The following is a 21,608-nucleotide window of genomic DNA, read 5'->3' on the forward strand; positions in this document are numbered from 1 at the left end:
AAAAAGCGATTTTTTGTCAACGAATCGCATTCCTGAAATCGATCTGATGACCTTCAAGCAACTCGAGGCCCTCTACTGGATCGCCCAGCTCGGCGGCTTCTCGCCCGCCGCGCACAAGCTCCACACCACGCAGTCGGCGGTCTCCAAGCGGGTCCACGAGCTGGAGCAGCTGTTCGACACGCCCTTGTTCGACCGCAGCCAGCGCGCCGCCCGCCTGACCGAGAAGGGCGAGGAGATGTTCGTGCTGGCGGGCAAGCTGCTCGCGCAGCGCGATGCCGCCATCGAGCAGTTCAGCCGGCCCGATGTGATCGAGCGGCGCGTGCGCATCGGCATCACCGAGCTGACCGCCATGACCTGGCTGCCACGCCTCATCGCCACCATCCAGCGGCTCTATCCCAAGGTCGTGATCGAGCCGACGGTCGACTCCAGCCCGCTGCTGCGCGACAAGGTGCTGGCCGACGAACTCGACCTGGTGTTCGTGCCCGACGCCTTCACCGACACCCGCATCACCAGCACGCGCGTGGGCGAGGTGGCGCACGCGTGGCTGTGCAAGCCCGGCCTGGTCGCCACCGGCCGCACGCTGCGCCTGCACGAGATCGCGCAGCACCGGATGCTGGTGCAGGGCCCGCAGTCGGGCACCGGGCGCGTCTACGACGCCTGGATGAAGGAGCGCGGCGCCGAGCCGGCCGAAGTGATCGTGGTGAGCAACCTGGTGGCGATGCTGGGCCTGGTGGTCTCGGGCATCGGCGTGAGCTACCTGCCGCACCGCTGCCTGTCGTCGCTGGTCGAGGCCGGCCTGCTGACCGAGATCGACGTCACGCCGGCGCTGCCGCCGATCGCCTACGTGGCGCTGCACAAGGGCGGGCACCGCAGCGCGCTGGTGGCCTCCATCGCCATGCTGGCGCAGGAGTGCTGCGACTTCTCGGCGATGTTCCAGGGCTTGAACCAGACGCTGGCACGACCGCCCGCCGGTTAGACCGCAACCGCCATGGGAGCACCGCCGCGCTGATCGACCGGCCGCCCCGGCGCGCGGCGCGGGCACCTACCACAGCGGACTCGGCGTCCTCAGGTCGACCGTCGCCAGGACCGCCTTCTTCATCTGTTCGACGAGGGGACGTCCGTCGTCCCGCCGCGTCTGGAAGGTGTAGTGCAGCAGCGGCAGCGCCGGTCTCGAAGTCAGCTCGACCACGGCGCCACTCGATGACAGCTGGCGCAGCCAGCCCTTCGGATAGAGCCCGATGCCGATGCCCGCGGCGATCAGCCGCGCCACGGCGGCGAAGTTGTTGCAGATCAGGCGGCGCCCGGCCTTGAAGTCGTTCACCGCCAGCCACTGCTCCATCATGCGGGCGGGTCCGGCGGCGGGCGGAGCGGTCACGATCGGGCAGGTCTCCAGCATCGCCCGTGTCAGGACACGCCGACGGCCGACGATCTCGGGCGCCGCGGCCCAGACGAACTGCATGTCCGCGATCCGCTCGCTCGAGATCCGCTCCCGCGCCGAGTAGCCGGCGATGACGGCGAAGTCGAGCTCGCCATCCTCGAGGCGTCGCTCCAGCGTGGCGCCCAGATCCACCTGTGGTTCGAGCATCAGATCGGGATGCTCGCGGCGCACGTGCGACACGAAGGCCGGCAGCCAGGTCAGGGCGGACAACTCGCCCATGCCGAAGCGGCAATGGCCCTTGAGCTGTCCGCCATCGACGCCCAGCGCGCCACGGATGTCGTCGGACATCCGCAGCATGCCCTGCGCCATCGGCAGGAGCTGCGTTCCGGCGTCGGTCAGCGTGGCCTTGAGGCCGGTCCGATCGAACAGCAGCACGCCCAGGTCCGCCTCCAGTTCGGCGATCCGCTTGGACAGGGTCGATTGCGTGACATGCAGGTGCTCGGCGGCCAGCAGGAAGTTCGCCGCCGTCGCCGCCCAACAGAAGGCTTCCAGCTGCTTGAGCGTCATGGTGTTGAATTTAAACGATGAAACCTGTTCGAATTTTATCGCTTTTCCGAGACTAATCGGACTTGCAGAATCCGGCCGAGGAGATCTCTCACCATGCATGGCATCGCGACGTCCGACATTCCAACGACCCCGCCAGCTCGACGCCCGGACATGGGCGTGACGCCGGCCAGCGCCGGTTCGGCGCCGCCCCGGCTGGCTCGGCGGCATCGCTGGATGCTGAGCCTGGACGACTTCGAGGAGGCGGCCCGCCGGCACCTGCCCAAGCCGATCTTCAGCTACCTGTCCGGCGGCGCCGAGACCGACCAGTCCCTGCGCGCCAATCGCGCGTCGTTCCAGGATCTCGCGTTCATTCCCCGGGTGCTGGTCGACATCAGCCGCCGGACGACCGACACGACCCTGTTCGACCAGACCTTCAGCGCCCCCTTCGGCATCGCGCCGATGGGCCTGCAGGCCCTGCCCGCCTACCGGGGCGATCTGGTCCTGGCTCGCGCGGCGGCGCGCGCCGGCATCCCATTCGTCATGAGCGGGTCTTCGCTCATCCGCATGGAGGAAGCCATCGCAGTCAACCCCGACGCCTGGTTCCAGGCCTACCTGCCGGCCGACGAGGCGGGCAATCGTTCGATGGTCGAGCGCGCGCAGGCGGCGGGCTTCCGCACCCTGGTCGTGACCCTGGACACGGCGGTCGGCGCCAACCGGGAGAACAATGTCCGCGCGGGCTTCTCGATCCCGCTGCGGCCCTCGGCCAGCCTCGCCTGGCAGGGTCTCTCCCATCCGCGCTGGCTGTTCGGCACCTTCCTGCGCACGCTGGTGAAACACGGCATGCCGCACTTCGAGAACAACTACGCGCATCGCGGCGCTCCCATCCTCTCCCCGGACGTCGAGAGCGACTTCTCCAATCGGGGCCGCCTGTCCTGGGAGCAGCTCGACCAGGTCCGGGCCCTCTGGCGTGGCCGCCTGGTCCTCAAGGGCGTGCTCGATGCGAGGGACGCCCGCGAGGCCGTGCTGAACCACGGCGTGGACGGAATCATCGTGTCCAACCATGGCGGCCGGCAGCTCGATGGCGCGATCGCGCCATTGCGCGCCCTGCCGCGCATCGTCGCCGCCTGCCCCGGCGTGCCCGTGATGCTCGACAGCGGCGTGCGTCGCGGCAGCGACGTGCTCAAGGCACTGGCGCTGGGCGCGAGTTTCGTGTTCGTCGGACGACCCTTCAGCTTCGGCGCGACCGTGGCGGGCGAAGCCGGCGTGCTGCACGCCATCTCGATCCTCAGGCAGGAGGTGTCGCGCAACCTGGCGTTGCTGGGCATCAATTCACCCGCCGAGATCGGCCCCGACTTCATCGAACCCTGCTTCGCCCGATCCCATCAACAAGGAGACAATTCATGATGCAACGTCGAGTTTTCACGGGCGCCGCGGCGGCCGGACTGCTCGGACTCCAACTGGGTCCGGTCCGCGCGCAGACCGCGTTCCCCCAGAGTCCGATCACCATGTACGTGGGCTTCGCGCCCGGTGGCGGCACCGACGTGGTGGCCCGGCTGCTGGCGCGCTACATCGAGAAACACCTGGGTCGCGGCGCAGCCGTCGTGATCCAGAACCGGCCCGGCGCCGGTGGCGGCATCGCCTTCGGCGCCATCGCCAATGCCGCACCCGACGGACTCACGACCGGCTTCATCAATTCGCCATCGGTGCTGACGATTCCCATCGAGCGCAAGACGAACTTCACGTCCAGAAGCTTCGACTTCCTGGGCAACGTGATCGACGACCCGGCCAACTTCTCCGTCCTCGCCGACAGTCCCGTGCATTCGCTGAAGGACCTGGCGGCACTGGCCAGGTCCAAGCCCGGCGCGCTCAATGTCGGCACGGCGGGCGCCGGCTCCGACGATCACCTGGCCCTGCTGCAGTTCGAACGCGCCGCCGGCGTGAAGCTGAACCACATCCCGTTCAAGGGCGGCTCCGAGGTCCATACGGCCCTGCTCAGCAAGACCATCGACGTGGCCGCCATGAACATCGGTGAGGCCATGCAATATGCCAAGGGCGGCAGTCCCCTGCGCCAGATCGGCCAGATGGGCAGCAGCCGCAGCGTCGTCGCGCCGGACGTGCCCACCTTCAGGGAGCAGGGCTACGACATCGTGCTGTCGTCCCTGCGCGGCATCGCCGCGCCCAAGGGCCTGCCGGCTCCGGTTCGGGAGCTGCTGGTCAAGGCCATCCAGCAGGCGGTGGCCGATCCGGAGTTCAAGGCCCGCGCCCTGGCGCAATTCGCGCCCGTGCGCTACCTGCCGCCGGCCCAGTTCGAGGAGGAACTGCGCACGGCGGAGATCGGCTTGCGCAAGCTGTGGGACGAGCTGCCCTGGACCGACAAGTAGGCGACTCTTGGGGGCCCGGGGCTGCCCGGGCCGCTCTCCCTACGCTTCGATGAAGCAGTTCAGGCGCTTCAGCGTGGCATCGACCCAGGAGCGGTCGTAGCTGCCGTCCTTGATGCCCGCGACCATCACCGTCTCGGCCTCCTGCTTCCTGTGGGCCGCCTCCAGCAGCCATTCGACATCGTCGAAGGGCACGCACAGGAAGCCGTCCTCGTCGCCGATCACCAGGTCGCCCGGCTCGATGACCATGCCATCGATCGCAACCGGCACGTTGATCTCGCCCGGGCCGTCCTTGTAGGGGCCGCGATGCGTGACGCCGGCGGCGTAGACGGGAAAGGCATTGGCGCGGATGAAGCCGGCGTCGCGGATGGCGCCATCGATGACGAAGCCGCCCAGCCCCTGGTGAATCGCATCGCCCACCATGATCTCGCCGGTGATGGCGTTGCTGAGGTCGCCCCCGGCGTCCACCACGATGACGTCGCCGGGTTGGGCCAGCTGCAGCGCCTTGTGCAGCATCAGGTTGTCGCCCGGGCGGCTCTTGACCGTCAGGGCCGGGCCGGCCATGCGCCCGCCCGAATGCATCGGGCGCAGGCGCGCGCCGCCGGCGGTCATGCGCGCCATGCAGTCGCCGACGTTGGCCACGGGCACCTCCAGGAACCGGCGGGCGAGGTCGAGCGAGACGGCGCGATGGCGCTTGAGGATGCGGAGTCCGTTGTTCATGGGGGTCGCTTCGGTGTGTGGGTCGTGGATCTGTGAGCGGGATCGGGATGGGCAATCGAGGGAGGGCGTCGTCAGTCGAGCTTGATGCCGGCCTCGCGCACCACTGGCGCGAGGCGCGCGCGGTCGGCGGCATTCAGGTCGCCCAGGGCCTTGGGCGTGCCGCCCAGCAGTTCGGCGCCGGTCGCGATGATCTTGTCGCGCACGTCGGGTTGCTTGAGCAGCGCGTTCACCTCGGTGTTCCACTGATCGACGATGGCCTTGGGCGTGCCTGCCGGCGCCATCAATCCCCAGACGCTGGCGAGCTCGACGCCCTTGATGCCCGCTTCGTTGAAGGTCGGCACGTTCGGCAGCACGGGAGAGCGCTTTGCAGTGGTCACGCCGATCGGGCGCACCTTGCCGCCTTCGATCTGGCTGAGCAGGGTCGGGATCGAGCCCATGTACATGTCGACCTGGCCGCCGATCAGGTCCGGCACGGCCTGCGCCATGCCGCGATAGGGCACGTGCGTGAACTTCACGCCCGAGGCGTTCTGCCAGAGCTGGTTGACCAGGTGCGCGATGGTGCCGGTGCCGGGCGTGGCGACCGTCAGCTGGCCGGGCTTCGCCTTGGCGGCGGCGACCACGTCGGCGAGGGTCTTGTGGGGCGAGTCGGCCCTGACCACCAGCACCACGGCGCCGCTGGCGATCGAGGTGATGGGTTCGAGGTCCTTGACCGGGTCGTAGGTGAGCTTGGTGTAGAGCAACGGGTTCAGCACGATGTTGTCGGTCTGCGCCATGACCAGCGTGTAGCCGTCGGGCCTGGCCTTGGCGACGCTGTCGAGCGCCAGGTTGCCGCCGGCGCCGGGCTTGTTGTCGACCGTGACGACCCACTTGAGCTTGGCCGTCAGCGCGGTCGCGATCTGGCGCGTCAGGGCGTCGGTGCCGCCGCCGGCCGGAAACGGCACGACGATCCTGATCGGACGCTCGGGGTAGTCCTGGGCCTGGGCGGTCGTGGTGGCCAGCGCGACCAGGGCCAGGGCGGCGGCCGTGGCGACGGCGGGAATTCGGGTGAGGGTTCGCATGGTTGTATGTCTCCTGGGGGTGGAATGGATGGACGATCCGGCGGTCAGGCCTGATCGTGGTGTTCGGGTGCCAGCGTCGGTGCCGACGGCATGGGTGGCGGTGGTGGCGATGCGTCGGCCGGAACGGCTCGCGCTGCCCTGACGCGCGCGAGCAGCACCTGGATCGGATGCGACAGGTCGATGCCGTCCACGAGCGCGGCCTGGCAACGGCACGAATAGCCCGTGGCGACCAGCCGGCCCGCATGGCGGGGCTCGGCGACGATCGAGCGCCAGCTCAGGCCGTAGATCGCCTCCGACGTCGCACGGTGGTCGCGCTCGTGGCCGTACAGGCCGGCCATGCCGCAGCAGCCGCTGGCCACGAGTCGCAGGGCGATGCCCAGGCGCTCGGCGACCTTCTTCCAGTCGGCGGTCGCAGCGGGCGCGTTGGTCCGCTCGGTGCAGTGCGGCAGCAGGTGCCAGGGGTTCGAAGGGTCGGCCTCCAGCCTGGGCAGGTCGTCGAGTCGCTGGACCAGCCATTCCTGCGGGAGCAGGACGACCGGCACCCGGTCCGCGCCCAGCGCCTTGACGTACTCGGCGCGGTAGGCGAGCGTCATGGACGGGTCCACGCCCACCAGCGCGACGCCCGTCGCGGCCAGTTCGCCGAGCATCCGGACGTTGGCGGCGGCGGTGCGCTCGAACCGGTCCAGCAGGCCCAGCACGTGTTGCGGCTTGCCGTTCGGCCGGAACGGTGCCAGCCAGGGAACGAAGCCGAGCGCAAGCAGCAGCTCGCACCAGTCCAGGACCACGGCGGTGTCGTAGTGCGAGGTGAAGGCGTCCTGCACGACGACGACGCTGCGGGCGCGCTCCTCGGCCGTGAGCGCGCTCAGGGTCTCGGCCGATGCCACCCGCACGCCCCGGCCCGCCAGCGTCCGGCGCAGGTCGATGCCGCTCAGCTCGGGCAGCGACACCAGGCCCAGGGCGCGCGACGCGCTCCGGCCGAGAGCGCCGTGCGTGAGGCCATTGACCAGGCGCGGCAAGGTGGCCGCCGCCGGCAGCCAGCGCTCCAGCGAGGCCACCAGGGTGTCCTTCATCGGCCGCAGGTAGCGGCCGTGGTGGACCTCCAGGAAACGTGAGCGGAATGCCGGCACGTCGACCTTGATCGGGCACTGGCCCACACAGGACTTGCAGGCCAGGCAGCCGTCCATGGCCTCCTTGACCTGGAGCGAGAAGTCACCGGCGTCGCCGCGGCCCGCGTCGCGCCGCGCGTTCCAAGTATTGAGGGCGCGGCCGGGCAGGGCCAGCCAGCGTCCGAGCACGCCCCGCCGCCGGATGCGCATGGCTTCGCTCGACGGATCGACGCCCTGCTCGGCCAGCAGCCGCAGCCACTCGCGCATCAGCGAGGCCCGGCCCTTGGGCGAATGCCGGCGCTCGCGCGTGGCCTTCCACGACGGACACATCGCATCGTCGGGGTCGTAATTGAAGCAGGCCGCGTTGCCGTTGCAGTGCAGCGAATCCTCGTTGGCCCGGCGCACCTCGATCGGGATGCGGCGATCGGCCTGGCCCCGCGTGGGCACGCCATCGATGCGCGAGAGCGCATGCCCCGGAGGCGCGGCGATCTTGCCGGGATTGAGCTGGTTGTGCGGATCGAAGGCCGCCTTGATCTCCTGCATGCGCACGTACAGCGGGCCGAAGAACTCCGGCGCGTACTCGGAGCGGAAGCCCTTGCCATGCTCGCCCCAGAGCACGCCCTGGTACTTGCGCGTGAGCGCGAAGACCTCGTCGGAGATCTCGCGCACCAGCGCCTCCTGATCGGGGTCCTTCATGTCCAGCGCCGGGCGCACGTGCAGGCAGCCGGCATCGACGTGGCCGAACATGCCGTAGACCAGTCCCTTGCGGTCGAGCAGCGCGCGGAATTCGGCGATGTAGTCGGCCAGCTGCTCGGGCGGCACGACCGTGTCCTCGACGAAGGGCATCGGGCGGCGCTCGCCCTGCATGTTGCCCAGCAGGCCGACGGACTTCTTGCGCATCGACCAGATCGCCGTGGCGGCGGCCTCGCCCCGGGCGACGGTGTGGCCGCGCCGGCCCGACGCACCGGCCGGGCCGTGGGCCAGGGCCGCCTCGACGCGCGCGAGCTTCGCGGCCAGCTCCGCCTCGTCGTCGGCCAGGAACTCGACGATGTTGACGCCCTGGGCCGGGCCCTGCGGATCGTCCGGGAAGTAGTCCTTCACGGCCAGCCAGATCGCATCCTGGCGCGCCAGGCCCAGGACCTTGGCGTCGATGGTCTCGCTCGACGCCGCCTCCAGCCGCATCAGCGTGCCGGCGTCGCGCAGGGCGGCATCGAAGCTGTCGTAGCGGATGTTGAGCAGCGCCGTGCAGTGCGGGATCGGCGTCAGCCGGATGCGGGCCTCGGTGACGAAGGCCAGGCTGCCCTCGGCGCCGCAGAGCACCGAGCTCAGGTTGAAGTCCCCGCAGTCGTCGCACAGGTGCACCAGGTCGTAGCCGGTGACGCAGCGGTTGAGCTTCGGGAAGCGCTCGGCGATCAGCCCGGCGTCGTCGACGCGGATGCGCTCGAGCAGCCGGTGGATGAAGCCGACGCGGTCCTCGCGGCGCCGGACGCGATCGAACTCCGCCGGAGCCAGCGGCTTCGAATGCCACGGCGTGCCATCGAGCAGCACGGTCCTGAGGTCGAGCACGTGGTCGCGCGTCTTGCCATACAGGATCGAGCCCTGGCCGCTGGCGTCGGTGGCGATCATCCCGCCGATGGTGGCCCGGTTGGAGGGCGAGAGTTCCGGCGCGAAGAACAGGCCGTGCTCCAGGACCGCCGCGTTGAGCTGGTCCTTGACCACGCCGGCCTGCACGCGTGCCCAGCCCTCCTCCACGTTGATCTCCAGGATCGCGTTCATGTGGCGCGACAGGTCCACCACCAGGCCGTCGGTCAGCGACTGGCCGTTGGTGCCGGTGCCGCCGCCGCGCGGGGTGAAGGTGATGGAGCGGAAGCGTTCCTCGTGGGCGAGCCTGGCCACGCGCACGACGTCGAGCTCGTGGCGCGGGAACACCACCGCCTGCGGGGGCAGCTGGTAGATCGAGTTGTCGGTGGCGAAGACGACGCGGTCGGTCTGGCGCTGGCCGATGTCGCCCTCGAAGCCGCGCAGGCGCAGCTCGGCCAGGAAGTCGACATAGAGCGACGCCGGGCCGTCGCGGGCCTGGAGGCTGGGGATCATGGATGTGCGCGGGACGGGTGGGCGGATCGCTCGCTTGCCGGCTCGGGACGACGCGTCGGGGCCGTCAGGCCGCGACCGGTACCGAGATGGCGTCGCGACGCTGGACGAAGCGCTCCCAGACCTCGGGGTTCACGAGCCGGGGCGGCGTTCCGCCGCCCAGCAGGTGGACGACCTGCTCGGCCGCCAGGGAGGCGACGTTGTGCCGCCCCTCGTGCGACACGCCGGCCGTGTGGAAGGTCGCGACCACGTTGTCCAGCGCCAGCAGCGGATGGTCCAGCGGCGGGGGTTCCTGCTGCCAGACGTCCAGGCCGGCGCCGGCCAGGTGGCCGGAACGCAGGGCGTCGGCGAGCGCCATCTCGTCATGCACCCCGCCGCGCGCCGTGCTGACGAAGATCGCGCCCGGCTTCATGGCCGCGAAGCGCGCGGCATCGAACAGGTGGAGCGTGTCCTTGTCGCGCGGGCAATGCAGCGACACGATGTCGGCGACCCGCACCAGCGTGTCGAGGTCGGCCGGCTCCGCGCCGCGCTCCTGGATCTGCTCGGCGGTGAGCATCGGATCGACCGCCAGCACGCGCATGCCGAAGGCCCGGGCCAGCGCCGCGGTGCGCATGCCGGCCTGGCCGATGCCGACGATGCCCAGGGTGCGGCCGCCGATGTCGTGGCCCATGACCGATTCGCGCGAGAAGCCGGTCTGCGTGCGCAGCTTGCGATCCGACTCGACGATGCGGCGCGAGACCGCCAGCATCAGGCCGATCGCCATCTCCGCCACGGCCGGGGCGTTGGCGCCGATCTGGCTGACGACCGCGATGCCGGCGCGCGTGCAGGCATCGACGTCCACGGTGTCGAAGCCGGCGCCGGTCGAGGACACGCAGATCAGGTCGGGGCAGCGCTGCAGCAGCGCCGGGGTGGCGTGCCAGTGCGCGGGCAGCTCGTCCTTGGCGGCGCTGATCTGGTAGAGGTGCGCGCGCTCCAGGATGCGCCAGGCCCGGGCGTCGTCGGCGCGCAGGGGCGCGATGTCGAGCCGGATGTCCGGTTCCCGGGACAGGCGCTGGTCGAAGACCGGATCGATCCATTGATCGAAGCGCACGACGCGCCAGGGCGATGAGGCATTCATGAGAGGGTTCCTGTGGTTCGTCGTCATTGCTTGGGCAGCGTGTCGGCCAGCAGTTGCAGCGCCCTGCGGTTGCGCTCCAGGGACTGCTGCCACTGCGCGCCCGGCAGGTAGGCCAGCACCGGCGCATCGGCCGATGCGCTGGCGATGAATTCGGGATCGCGCACGCTCTCGGCGATCGCGGCATCGAGCCGGGCGACGATCGCCGCGGGAACGCCCTGGCGCACCGCGAAGCCGCGCTCGGAGGTCATGGTGACGGCGGTGCCCGACTCGGTCGCGGTGGGTACGCCCGGCAGCGCCGGCGAGCGCGTGGCGCCGAACTGCGCCACGGCCCGCATCGCGCCGGTGCCGCCGCCGTGGAGCTCGGGCACCTCGCCCGCGCTGACGATGCCGAAGTCCAGGTGGCCACCCAGCACGTCGGTCTTCTGCGCCGCCGTGCCCTTGTACGGGATGGCGTTGGGCTGGACCTTCGCCGTCCTGGCCAGCAACTGGAGCGCGAGGTCGCCATTGGTGCCGATGCCGTTGTGGCCGAAGGACAGCGAACCGGCCTTGCGGCGCAGGGCATCGACCACCGCCGGCAGGGTCTGCACGGCGTTGTCGGTGCGCGTCACCAGCACCGTCGGATCGTCCACCACGCGCGAGACCAGGGTGAAGTCCCGCGCCTCGTACTGGGACTTCTTGATCATCGGCACATACAGGAAACCGGGGACGTTGATGACCGCGACGGTGTAGCCGTCGGGCTTGGCGTTCTTCACGTGGGCGTTGGCGATCTCGCCGGCCGCGCCGGGCTTGTTGACCACCACGAACTGCGCCTGGGGCCCGAGGCGCTTCTGCACGAAGGGCAGCAGCTTGCGCGCCAGCAGGTCGGTGCCGCCGCCGGGCGCGAAGCCGACCACCACCTCGATGGGCTTGTCGTCGGGCCACGCGGCCGCCGCCGGTTGCACCATGCCCAGCAGCACGGCCACGGCCGCCATCACGGCGATCGATCCTGATTTCATGCATGTCTCCTGTCTTTGGAGACGCGATGATCCGATCCCGCAACGATGCGGACAAGCGATTAATTCGACATGCCAGTCAGTCGTTTTGCGACTGTCTTCGTTTCCTGGCGAAGGGCGCGAGATAGCGCGAGGACGAATCGAAGTCGGCGATGCGCACGACGTAGGCGCGCATCGCGTCGAGCAGGGCGCGGTGGTCGTCGCTGCGCCGGAAGAAGAAGTAGTCGAGGCTGGGCAGCGGCGGATCGCTCTTGAGCGCGACCAGCGTGCCGTGCTCGACCCAGGGCCGCATGAAGTGCGTCGGCAGGAAGCTGATCCCGACATCCGCCAGCACCAGTGCGACGATCGCCATCAGGCTGTTGCAGCCCAGGATGCGCTGCATCGTGATCGCCTGCTCGTCGGCCCAGGTCTCGATGGCGCGCGTGAGGCCGGAGCCCTCGGTCATGGTGATGACGGGATGCCGCTCCAGGTCGGCACGACGCAACAGCTTGGGCGGGTCGATGCGAGAGGGCGAGGCGACCCACGAGAAGTGCACCCGGCCGATGACGGTGCCGTGGACCTCGGCGCTCTGGCCCGGCCCGGTGGTGATGGAGAAATCCAGCTCGCCGCGCCGCACCTTGCGCTCCAGGTTGCGCGCCAGGTCGACATAGGGTTCCAGGACCAGCGCCGGATGGTCCTGGTTGACCATGCGCGTGAAGTCCGGCAGCCACGTCAGCGAGACCAGCTCGCTCACGCCGAAGCGGCAGACACCGGTGAGGCTGGCCGTGGACAGGGCCTCCTGCTGGAACTGCTCCTTGAGGTCGAGCATCCTGCCGGCCAGCGGCAGCAGCCGGCGCCCCGCCTCGGTGAGCTGGGCGCGCTTGCTGGAGCGATCGAAGAGCTGGACGTCGACCGACTCCTCCAGCTCGACGATGCGCTTGGACAGCGACGACTGGGTCACGTGCAGGCGCAATGCGGCGATGCTGAAGCTGCCCAGGTTGGCGGCCCAGTAGAAGGCCTCGATCTGCTTGAGCGTCATGGATGCGCGGCGGGCGTCGGCGCGCTCAGCGCTTGGGCGGCGCCGGGCGCAGCCGGTTCCAGTCGGCGAAGTCGGCGTCGATCGACTTCACGGCGATGCTCGCCGCATCGGCCAGCCAGCGCGTGCCGCGTCGCGCCAGGTCGGCCGCGATGGCGGCGGCGGCGCCATCGTCCGAGAGGTGGGTGTTGGCGACCTCGCGGCCCATGTCGGCCAGCAGGTCGTGCTCGAAGATCCAGCGGCCCAGGACGTCCATCTCGATCTTGTGATTGTTCGGCGACAGCCGGCGCACCAGCACGCCATCGGCATCGAGCCGGTACCACGGGTCGCTGGCGCGATGCCGGCCGCGCACGATGGCGTCGATGCGCAGCGGCGGCTGCTCCAGCCCGCGCGCATAGGCCCAGCCCGAGGTGACGACGCCCTTGGCCTCGCGCACCACCGGGCCGCCCTGCCATTGCGCCGAGGCCACCCAGCGCGGCCGGCCCAGGCTGCCGACGCCCGCCGTGCGCGGCCAGTACTGCACCGCCGTGGCGCCCTCGGGCAAGGCGCGATCGAGCGCCATCCTGAAGCGCTCCGGCACGGCATCGTGCGCCGCCGCCGCGTTCTTCTCCATCTTCTGCCAGAAGGCGGTGCGGTCGTCCTCGGTGGCGACGAACCTGGCGCGCATGCGCGTGTGGTCGCGGTCCAGCACATAGGGCCGGGGCCGCGCCAGGCCGGCGGCATAGCCCTTCAGTACGCTGTCGCAGATCGACGCCAGCGAGGCCAGCGACGGATCGCCGCCATCGGCCAGGCCGAGGAAGCCGCTGACCGCCAGCCGCAGCAGGTCGAACGCATAGGGCATCTCGAAGGCCTCGTCGAAGTCGTTCAGCCCCCAGACCAGGCGACCATCGGCATCGCGCCAGGTGCCGAAGTTCTCCACGTGCACGTCGCCGACGGCCAGCACCGAAGGCGCCGCGGCCAGCTCCGGCAGCAGCGTCGGCATGACCTCGGCCCAGCGCCAGTAGGTGGCGCGCAGGAAGACGAAGCGGCCGCTGCGCATGCGGGCGTGCTTGCGCGACAGGTCGGCTTCGACCACCTCGCCAGGCAGCTGCCGATGCAGCCAGGCTTCATAGGCGGAGGTGGAGTCGGCGATGTTCATGGGCGGATCGATCCGGGTATCGTGGAGGAAACGCAGGGCGTGCGCGCCGCGCGGGGACAACCATTTTCCATCGCTCGCCATCGACGGGCCGACGCGCGCTGCGGCACGCGATATCGACTGCCTCGACTTGGCTCAAGAACGACCGAATGACCCATGCCTGCGCCAAAGCCGTGCGCCAAGTTCCGGTGGCACGCTGGCCAAACCATTGTCAGGCACCGACTTTTTCCGTTCCGTGCGTGCTGCGTATGCGCCAAGTTTCTGCTCGCGTGCGCCAAGGCCCGAGGTCGGTCGAGACGCAGGTGCCAGACCGGCGCGATCGATCAGGCCGAACGCCCCGCATCCTCAATATCCCCGCAGGTCGTCCACCCGCATCGGCAGCTCGGTGGCGCCGGTGATGCGCATCAGGGTGCGCGTGAGGACCTCGATGTCGTTGTCGAAGCCGCCGTGGGCGGTGGGTTGCAGCACCTCGTGGCCGCTGGCGTCGATGGCGACGCGGATCTGCGGGCCGGTCACGATCCGGGTGCGGCGCGACAGTCTGGCGTCGGTCGCGGCGCGGCGCCAGCTGGCCAGGGCCTCGCCGGTGTCGGAGGAGCCGTCCCAGCCGGTGAAGTCCGGGTCGTTGATGCGCTCCAGGCCCAGCAGGGGCGTGCGCAGGTCCGGCTCCAGCGCGTTGGAGACCAGGTAGAGCAGCGACTTGCGATAGATCCGCGCCACCGTGTCGGCGCGTTCCGCCTCGTCCGACAGCACGTCGAGCGACAACCGGCGCATCACCGCGTCGTCGCAGGCGTAGTGCCGGTTGGCGAAGGCGACGCTGCAAGCCGGCGCGAACAGGCTGACCGACGCCAGCGTGCGCCGCAGCACGTCGTCGCCCCGCGCCCGCAGGGCGCTGAGCAGATGGCCCAGCAGCAGCGCGCCGGCCGAGTGGCCCACCAGGTGCAGCTCGAACCGGCCGTCCCAGGTGGCGGCCAGCGACGACAGCGCATCGAGCAGCAGCTCGCCGCCATGGCGCGGCTCGAAGGCCAGGCTGGCGTTCTCCTTGATCTGGCTCCAGATCGGGCGCGCCAATGGCCGGCCGACGGTCTTCTCGATCGTCAGGTCGGACAGCTCGCCCAGCCACTCGCCGGCCCCGGCCATGGGCGCGGGCACCATGGCGCGCCGCTCGCGCGCATCGGCGAAGATGTCGCGGATCGACTCCACCAGGCCGGTCTTCCACAGCAGGAAGATCGGATAGCAGCCATTGCCGATGAAGAAGCGCCCCATGGCGCTGACGCGCCGGAGCGCACCGGCCTCGTCGTTCAGCCCCCCGTGCGCATAGATCACCAGGCGCCGGGGCCCCTCCGCCGGCTGACCACGGAACCACTCGTCGGGCAGCGCGTGCGCCTGCTGCTGCAGCTTGCGCGGCGGCTCGTCCTCCGTCAGGTAGCGGTCGATGCGGCCATCGTTGCCCAGCACCACGCTGTGCTGCCGCGCCAGCCCGGCATCCCACCACTTGCCGCGATCGGTGCCGGCCCGCGCCCCCGGTGCGTCGCGCGCCACCGCCAGCCGTCCGCCGATCACGCCCGGCACGCCCAGCGCCACCACCCAGGCATCCATCCCGTTGGCCAGCCAGTCCAGGTAGCCCAGCACGGCGAAGCCGCCGGCGCCCCATCGCGGGCCCCACGAGTTCTGCAGCAGGAAGCCGTCGCCGTTGAAGCCGACCAGGGCGAAGGCATGGCCGCCCTCGGTCGAGGGCCGGCCGTCGAACGCGATGCGCGGCAGGCTGGCGTGGTCCGGTGGCGCGTCGACCGTGGCGGTGCGGTCCCAGCCCTCGTGCGTGAAGGCGGAGACGAAGATCGCCCCGTGCTGGGCGATGGCGGCCTGCAGGTCGGTGATCGACCGCGTGTCGATGCGGTAGTACACGCCCAGCGTGTGCCGCGCGGCACGGGTCGCGAAGCCGTACTTCGCCGGGTTCGATCCTTCCGGCGTGTAGGGCCAGTCGGCCTCCAGGCAGACGCCGTGGTGGAACCAGCCCTTGATGGCGCCCCGGCAGCTCGAGCCCTCGTAGTCCTCGCCCTGGTACTCGTCGTAGCGCCGCGCCAGCGTGTAGAGCATGCGCGGGCTGACCGAGGCGAAACCGGCCGTCCGGCCGGGCCGGATCCAGCGCAGGTAGTTGATGACGCAGCCCAGGCCGAAGCCGGTGCAGGCGCCCTCCCCGCCCTGGTTCAGGATCAGGCCGGCGGCGGTGTAGGCCGGCAGGTGATCGCGCACCACCTCCGGCGCCGGGTGGACCTCCGTCAGGCCCAGGGGTTGAGGCGTGAACGGCCGGTCGCGCAGGTCGACCGCATCCTTGCGGGTGCGCGAGAGCTTGGCCTTGCTGTCGGCCGGCCGACGCGAGACCGGCGCGCTCCGCCCCGCGCCGGCGAGCGCCGGGGCGGCCGTCCCGAACACCGCCGGCGCCAGGTCGAAGACATCGCGGAAGCGCTCCAGCCCGTGGCCGCCGCCATTGACCAGCTTGCGCGCCGCCCGGTAGTCCTGGCGCCCGATGGCTTCGCGGAAGGCGTCGACGTGGTCGCGCAGGAATTCCGCCAGCAGCAGCGCCGCGATCTCCGGCGCGTTCGCCAGCTCGGGCAGGTCGACCAGCCGCGCGCCGATGCGCTCGCCATACCGCTCGTAGTTGGCGCGCCCGGTCAGCTGCACGAAGCCCCGGCCCCGGTAGCGCTGGCCGTCGCCGGGCTGGCGGTTGCCCAGGCGACGGTCGTAGAGGCCGAAGGGCGCGCCGCCCGATGCGGTGTTGAACCTGGAGGGCAGTTCGCCGATCGGCACGAAGCCCTCGGTCTCGGCGCGGATGGTGGCCAGCGCGCCCAGCACCAGGGGCGGGTCGGTCAGCCCGGCGACGCCGAGCGCCGCCTCGACATACGGCAGGTAGCGCGCGATGTTGGCCGGCTTGGTGGCCGGGAACAGCCGGCTGACGCGCCCGACGCCGGGCCGGTACGCCCCGAACAGCTCGCCCGGCGACTCGATCAGCCCCAGCAGCGCCTGGCAGCGCGGCCCGACGATGCCGTCGGCGATGATGCCGATGCCGGCCTGCCAGCGGCGGATGGCGGCATCGAGGTCGTCGTCGATGGTGGCATCGCCGGCGCGGCCCCCGGCGATCTCGAGCGCTTCGAACATCGCCGCGTCGGCGCCGAGCTCGCGCCGCAGGGCCCGCGCCAGCGCCTCGACATCCGCGCCCTCGTCACCCTTGCGCAGCAGGACTCGCATCGCCGATCTCCTCGGTCGATCGGTGCGTCGACCCGTGCGGACCACTATGGGGCGCGGGGCGCGCCGGGTCATCACTCCGGGAGGTGAGACGGCATGGGAATCCACCGATTCCTGGCTTCGGCCGACCCGCCGAAGGCTCCGTTGGCTGACACGCGATGGCAGCGGTGGTCGATGGCCGGCGCGCGATCGGGCCCGCATGCTGACGCCGGCCCACCCTCTGGATTCACCCCTCCGCCACATCGGCCCATCCGGCAGCGCCGGCCCGAAAGGATCGGATTCCGCCATGCACCTGACCGTCCTCGCCGCCGCCCACGCTGCTCCCATCGTCCGTGCCACCGGGGCGCCCGGCGTGCTTCGCGCCCACCTGGCGCGACTCGCCGCCGTGCTCCTGGCGGGCCTGTGCCTGTCGGGCTGCAGCGCGCTCAAGCTGACCTACAACAACGCGCCCGAGGTCGGCTACTGGTGGCTCGACAGTCATGTCGACTTCCGCGACGACCAGACGCCGGTGGTGCGCGCCGGGCTGACCGACCTGCTGGCCTGGCATCGCGCCAACGAGCTGCCGGTGCTGGTCGGCCTGCTGGAGGACGCGGCGCGCCGCGCGTCCGATGCGGTCGAGCCGGCCGAGGTCTGCGTCTTCGGCGAGGCCTTGCGGGAACGCCTGCTGGCCACGGCGCGGCAGGCGGCGGTGCCGACCGCCGGCCTGGTGAAGAGCCTGGACGACGACCAGCTGCGCTACCTGGAGGGCAAATTCGCCCGTCTCAATGCCAGCTATGCCAAGGACTGGCTGGAGGGCGGCGCCGACGGCCCGCGCCGCCGGCGCTACGACAAGGACCTGGAGCGCTTCGAGGATTTCTATGGCCGCCTGGATGCCGCGCAGCGCGCGCTGCTGCGCGAGTTCGCCGACCGCTCGGTGTTCGACCCGCGCCGCGCCGATGCCGAGCGCCGGCGCCGCCAGCGCGAGGTGCTGGAGTGGCTGCGCGATCCGGCCCATCGCGCCGCGCCCGAGGCCGAGGTGCGCGCCGCCATCGACGCCTTCGCGCGCCGCAGCCTGCGGCCCGAGACCGGCGCCTGGCACGAGTACCAGCAGGCGCTCCAGCAGGAGAACTGCCGCAAGGTCGCGCTGCTGCACGCCGTCATGCGGCCCGAGCAGCGCGAGCGCGCCGCCGGCCGGCTGCGGGCCTATGCGCAGGACCTGCGCGAACTCGCCGCCACCGCCCCTTGAGCGCGTCGCCACGCCCGCGCGACGCCCGCATCGAATCCATCCAGGGAGATCCCTTCATGAACGCCATCCATCCACCCTCGCGCCGCCGCATCGCGATCGTCGAGGACGACCCGGTGCTGCGCCAGTCCCTGGTCGCCCTGCTCGGCGACTGCGCCGACATCGACATCGTCATGACCACCGGCTCGGAGGAGGAAGCCGACCGCTGGCTCGGCGAGCATTACGACGACTGGGACGTGGCCATCGTCGATGTCTTCATCGAGGCCGGCAACGGCATCCGGCTGCTGGGAGCGCACCGCCATCGCCCGGCCGGCCGGCGCATCGCCATCTTCACCGGCTTCGCCACGCGGCAGGCGCGCGCCTCCTGCGAGCTGCTGGGCGCCGATGCCGTGTTCGACAAGACCTGCGACCTGGAAGCGCTGATCGCCTACTGCGCCGGCACCTGAGGACCCTCCGGCCCCGCGCCGACTGGCATGGATCGTGCAAGGCCGCACGCGCAGAGAGTAGAAGCGTTCAGCGGTCGCCCCGCCCGGAAATTGCTCCTGGAGTTTCGCGTTCCGCGTCATTTTTCATCGGAGGCCCTTCCATGCAACGCCGTTCCCTCATCCGCGCCGCCGGCGCCGCCACGCTCGTCGGCGCCACGCCCCTGCTGCGCGCCCAGGGCTCGCTCGCTCCCTTCAGATTCAACCTCGGCTGGAAGGTCGAGGCCTCGGGCGCCGGCTTCCTGCTGGCGCAGCAGCGCGGCTACTACAGGGATGCCGGACTGGACGTGACCATCGACACCGGCAACGGCTCGACCGCCGCCATCGGCCTGGTCGGCAGCGGCGCCTACGATGCCGCCTCGGCCGACCTGTCCTCGATGATCGAGTTCAACGTCGCCAATCCGCAGGTCATGCTCAAGGCGGTGGCGATCCAGTACGACCTCAATCCCAACGCCATCATCGTGCGCAGGGACGGCGCCATCAAGAAGCCCGCCGACCTGGCCGGCCGGACCATCCTGGGGCAGCCCTTCAACGCCTCGCGCAAGCTGTTCCCGGTGTTCGCCCGCGCCCAGGGCTTCGACCCCTCGGGCGTGAAGTGGGAGAACGTGACACCCGACATCGGCGACACCCGCTTCGTCAAGGGCGACTTCGACGCCTCCGCCTACTTCTATTTCACCGGCCTGCTCAACCTGAAGGCGCGCGGCATGGGCCCGGAGCAGCTCACCGTGTTCCGCTTCTCCGACCATGGCATGAAGTCGTACGGCAATGGCCTGGTGGCCAACCCGAAGAGCATGCAGCAGGCCGAGACGATGCGCGCCTTCGTCAAGGCCACCACGCGCGGCTGGCTCGAATGCATCGCCGACCCGGCCGCCGGCGGCGCCGCCGTGAAGACGCGCGAGCCGCTGTCCAACCAGGCGCTGGAGACCGAGCGGCTGCAGCTCATCGTCGACGGCACCATGAAGACCGCCGACGTGCGCGCCAACGGCTGGGGCGCGGCGACACCGGCGCGGCTGCAGGCGACCATCGACGAGACCGTGACCGCCTTCGCGCTCAAGAGCACGCCGACGGTGGCCGACTTCTTCACCGACCGCTTCCTGCCCGCCGCCGCCGAGCGCCGGCTCGGGACCTGAGCCCGGTCCCCTCCCACCGCCACCGCCACCGCCACGCCACGCCACCCCACGCCAACGGACGAGGAATCGAGAGATGGGCATCCCGCTGATCGACCTGAGCGATGCGCTCGCGCCGGGCGCGCCACGCAGCGCCGAGGTGGCGCGCGAGTTCCGCGCCGCCGCCATGGCCTCGGGCTTCTTCTATGTGCGCAACCATGGCGTCGATGCCGGACTGATCGAGCGCCAGTTCGACATCGCGCGCCGCCTGATGGACCTGCCGGCCGAGCGGCGCGAGGCGCTCTCGATCCGGCATTCGCCGATCATGCGCGGCTTCGAGGGCCTGGGCGCGCAGACGCTGGACGCCGCCATGAAGCCCGACCTCAAGGAGAGCTTCTACTGCGGCATGGACTGGCCGGCCGACCACCCCTACGTCCGCGCCGGCCTGCACACCTACGGGCCGAGCCAGTGGCCGGCCGAGCTGCCCGAGGCGCGGCCGGTCTGCGAGGCCTACATCGCGGCGCTCGACGCGCTGTCGCTGCGCCTGATGCAGCTGATGGCGCTGTCGCTCGACCTGCCCGAGGACCATTTCGACGCCGCCTGCACCGATCCCATGGTGACGCTGCGGCTGGTGCGCTACCCACCGCATCCCGAAGGCGCCGACGAGCGCACCTTCGGCGCCGGCGCGCACACCGACTGGGGCGCCGTCACGGTGCTGGCGCAGGATGCGCATGGCGGTCTGGAGGTGCGCATGCCCGGGGGCGACTGGGTCGCCGCGACGCCGGTGCCCGGCACCTTCGTCGTCAACCTGGGCGACATGATCCCGCGCTGGACCAACGGCCGCTACCACTCCAACCCGCATCGCGTGCGCAACACCCGCTCCGGCGGCCAGGCGCGCTATTCGATCCCCTTCTTCTACGAGCCCGAGTACCACGCGCGCATCGTGCCGGTGCCCGGCACCGTGCCCGCCGGCGAGACGCCGCGCCATGCCCCCTGCACCGCCGGCGAGCACCTGCAGGAGATGTACCGCGCCACCTATGGGCTGGAGCGGTCGAAGCCCAGCGAGACGGCCGTCCCGGACGCCGCCGCATGAAGCTGTGGTTCAACCTGCTGTGCCGCGACATCCAGGCGCAGCTGGATTTCTATGCCCGGCTGCTGCGCTGGCCCGAGGCGGTGCGCAGCCGCTCGCCGATCTATCGCGCGCTGGAGCACGACGGCGTGCAGTTCGGCTTCAATGCGCCGCCGGCCCATGGCCTGCTCGGACTCGACGCGCGCCGTCCGGCCGGCTCGTCCGATGCGCCACCGCCGGTCACCGCGTACGCCACCTTCATGCTCGCCACGCCCGAGGCGGTCGACGAGGCCGCCGCCCTCGCCATCCGGCTCGGCGGACGCGTCCTCAAGCCGCCCTGTGCCACCTACTACGGCCAGTGGCAGGCGGTGCTGAGCGATCCGGAGGCGCATGTCTTCCGCGTCGCCGCCGCCACGCTGCCGGCCGGCATCGCACCCGCGCCGCGTCCGCACGAGTGAGCTCCGCCCCCCGGCGCGACGCGCGGCGGAGCGGCCGCGCTCAGGGCAGGTAGGCCGTCGCCTCGACCTCGATCAGCAGCGCATCGCCGGGCAGGAAGCGCGACACCTCGACCACCGTGCTGACCGGTGGCGCATCGGGATAGAACAAGCCGCGCACGCGGTTGTAGGCCGGGTAGTGGCGCAGGTCGCGGAAGTACTGGACCAGCTTGACCACATCGCCCATGCCGCCGCCGGCCTCCTCGGCCAGCTGGCGGATGCGCTCCAGCACGAACCAGCTCTGCGCCACGGCCGGCGCCTCGTAGACATCGACCGACATCTGGCCGGTGTCGTAGCCCAATGCGCGCAGGGCGATGCGGGCGCTCTCGGGCAGGTCGTCGTAGCCGGCGATGGCCTGGCGGCGCGCCGGATCGACCGCCACCACGCCGCTCATGAAGACGAAGTCGCCGACGCGCCGCGCGGCGGCGTAGTTCGCCATCGGCGCGCCGATCGACGCGC

The 21,608-nt window shown here is 70.9% G+C and carries 18 protein-coding genes; 8 read left to right on the plus strand and 10 right to left on the minus strand.

From position 1 onward, the window contains the following. Nucleotides 1-46: 46 nt before the first annotated feature. Entirely contained in the window at nucleotides 47-976 is a 930-nt protein-coding gene (locus AC1MLT_RS19155) for a LysR family transcriptional regulator (protein WP_481035747.1), read from the plus strand. A 66-nt stretch (nucleotides 977-1,042) separates the two neighbouring features. On the opposite strand, the gene AC1MLT_RS19160 is transcribed toward AC1MLT_RS19155, so the two are convergent. Beyond that, nucleotides 1,043-1,945, minus strand: a complete 903-nt coding sequence (locus AC1MLT_RS19160) for a LysR family transcriptional regulator (protein WP_481035749.1) — start codon at nucleotides 1,943-1,945, stop codon at nucleotides 1,043-1,045. Between the two features lie 150 nt (nucleotides 1,946-2,095). Between AC1MLT_RS19160 and AC1MLT_RS19165 the strand changes: the two genes are divergently transcribed. Together AC1MLT_RS19165 and AC1MLT_RS19170 are read left to right on the plus strand one after the other, a co-directional pair. Further along, complete coding sequence (locus AC1MLT_RS19165; RefSeq protein WP_481035858.1) at nucleotides 2,096-3,328, plus strand: alpha-hydroxy acid oxidase; 1,233 nt, start codon at nucleotides 2,096-2,098, stop codon at nucleotides 3,326-3,328. Next, complete coding sequence (locus AC1MLT_RS19170) at nucleotides 3,325-4,305, plus strand: tripartite tricarboxylate transporter substrate binding protein (RefSeq protein ID WP_481035750.1); 981 nt, start codon at nucleotides 3,325-3,327, stop codon at nucleotides 4,303-4,305. Before AC1MLT_RS19165 ends, AC1MLT_RS19170 begins: the two co-directional genes overlap by 4 nt. Nucleotides 4,306-4,344: 39 nt before the next feature. Here AC1MLT_RS19170 and AC1MLT_RS19175 read toward each other — a convergent pair whose 3' ends face one another. From AC1MLT_RS19175 to AC1MLT_RS19210, 8 genes are all read right to left on the minus strand, one after another. Next, a complete protein-coding gene (locus AC1MLT_RS19175; protein ID WP_481035751.1) occupies nucleotides 4,345-5,022 on the minus strand; it encodes an RraA family protein in 678 nt (225 codons plus the stop codon). A 71-nt stretch (nucleotides 5,023-5,093) separates the two neighbouring features. Next, entirely contained in the window at nucleotides 5,094-6,080 is a 987-nt protein-coding gene (locus tag AC1MLT_RS19180) for a Bug family tripartite tricarboxylate transporter substrate binding protein (RefSeq protein WP_481035753.1), read from the minus strand. A gap of 44 nt (nucleotides 6,081-6,124) precedes the next feature. Beyond that, on the minus strand, nucleotides 6,125-9,280 hold the full coding sequence (gene ydiJ, locus AC1MLT_RS19185) for a D-2-hydroxyglutarate dehydrogenase YdiJ (protein WP_481035755.1): 3,156 nt from the start codon (nucleotides 9,278-9,280) through the stop codon (nucleotides 6,125-6,127). 64 nt (nucleotides 9,281-9,344) lie between these two features. After that, nucleotides 9,345-10,394 carry a hydroxyacid dehydrogenase gene (locus AC1MLT_RS19190; RefSeq protein ID WP_481035757.1) on the minus strand — a complete coding sequence of 350 codons (1,050 nt, stop codon included), beginning with the start codon at nucleotides 10,392-10,394 and terminating at the stop codon, nucleotides 9,345-9,347. A gap of 23 nt (nucleotides 10,395-10,417) precedes the next feature. Continuing rightward, the gene (locus AC1MLT_RS19195) at nucleotides 10,418-11,389 is read right to left on the minus strand and encodes a tripartite tricarboxylate transporter substrate binding protein (protein ID WP_481035758.1); all 972 of its coding nucleotides are present in this window, start codon (nucleotides 11,387-11,389) and stop codon (nucleotides 10,418-10,420) included. 76 nt (nucleotides 11,390-11,465) lie between these two features. Then, the gene (locus tag AC1MLT_RS19200; RefSeq protein ID WP_481035759.1) at nucleotides 11,466-12,404 is read right to left on the minus strand and encodes a LysR family transcriptional regulator; all 939 of its coding nucleotides are present in this window, start codon (nucleotides 12,402-12,404) and stop codon (nucleotides 11,466-11,468) included. A gap of 25 nt (nucleotides 12,405-12,429) precedes the next feature. Further along, nucleotides 12,430-13,539: a DUF2252 family protein gene (locus AC1MLT_RS19205; RefSeq protein ID WP_481035760.1), complete on the minus strand. Its 1,110-nt coding sequence runs from the start codon at nucleotides 13,537-13,539 to the stop codon at nucleotides 12,430-12,432. A gap of 342 nt (nucleotides 13,540-13,881) precedes the next feature. Continuing rightward, complete coding sequence (locus AC1MLT_RS19210; RefSeq protein ID WP_481035761.1) at nucleotides 13,882-16,779, minus strand: C1 family peptidase; 2,898 nt, start codon at nucleotides 16,777-16,779, stop codon at nucleotides 13,882-13,884. A 283-nt stretch (nucleotides 16,780-17,062) separates the two neighbouring features. On the opposite strand from AC1MLT_RS19210, the gene AC1MLT_RS19215 reads away from it, so the two are divergent. The 5 genes from AC1MLT_RS19215 to AC1MLT_RS19235 all read left to right on the plus strand — a co-directional run bounded on the left by AC1MLT_RS19215 (nucleotide 17,063) and on the right by AC1MLT_RS19235 (nucleotide 21,113). After that, entirely contained in the window at nucleotides 17,063-18,001 is a 939-nt protein-coding gene (locus tag AC1MLT_RS19215) for a DUF6279 family lipoprotein (RefSeq protein WP_481035762.1), read from the plus strand. A 56-nt stretch (nucleotides 18,002-18,057) separates the two neighbouring features. Further along, the gene (locus AC1MLT_RS19220; RefSeq protein WP_481035763.1) at nucleotides 18,058-18,444 is read left to right on the plus strand and encodes a response regulator; all 387 of its coding nucleotides are present in this window, start codon (nucleotides 18,058-18,060) and stop codon (nucleotides 18,442-18,444) included. 140 nt (nucleotides 18,445-18,584) lie between these two features. After that, a complete protein-coding gene (locus tag AC1MLT_RS19225; protein WP_481035764.1) occupies nucleotides 18,585-19,610 on the plus strand; it encodes an ABC transporter substrate-binding protein in 1,026 nt (341 codons plus the stop codon). A gap of 73 nt (nucleotides 19,611-19,683) precedes the next feature. Continuing rightward, nucleotides 19,684-20,679 carry an isopenicillin N synthase family dioxygenase gene (locus AC1MLT_RS19230; protein WP_481035765.1) on the plus strand — a complete coding sequence of 332 codons (996 nt, stop codon included), beginning with the start codon at nucleotides 19,684-19,686 and terminating at the stop codon, nucleotides 20,677-20,679. Further along, nucleotides 20,676-21,113, plus strand: a complete 438-nt coding sequence (locus tag AC1MLT_RS19235) for a VOC family protein (protein ID WP_481035767.1) — start codon at nucleotides 20,676-20,678, stop codon at nucleotides 21,111-21,113. Before AC1MLT_RS19230 ends, AC1MLT_RS19235 begins: the two co-directional genes overlap by 4 nt. A 40-nt stretch (nucleotides 21,114-21,153) precedes the next feature. On the opposite strand, the gene AC1MLT_RS19240 is transcribed toward AC1MLT_RS19235, so the two are convergent. Then, nucleotides 21,154-21,588: a RidA family protein gene (locus AC1MLT_RS19240; protein ID WP_481035859.1), complete on the minus strand. Its 435-nt coding sequence runs from the start codon at nucleotides 21,586-21,588 to the stop codon at nucleotides 21,154-21,156. Nucleotides 21,589-21,608: the final 20 nt, after the last annotated feature.

The organism is Variovorax sp. PEI5 (assembly GCF_056679935.1).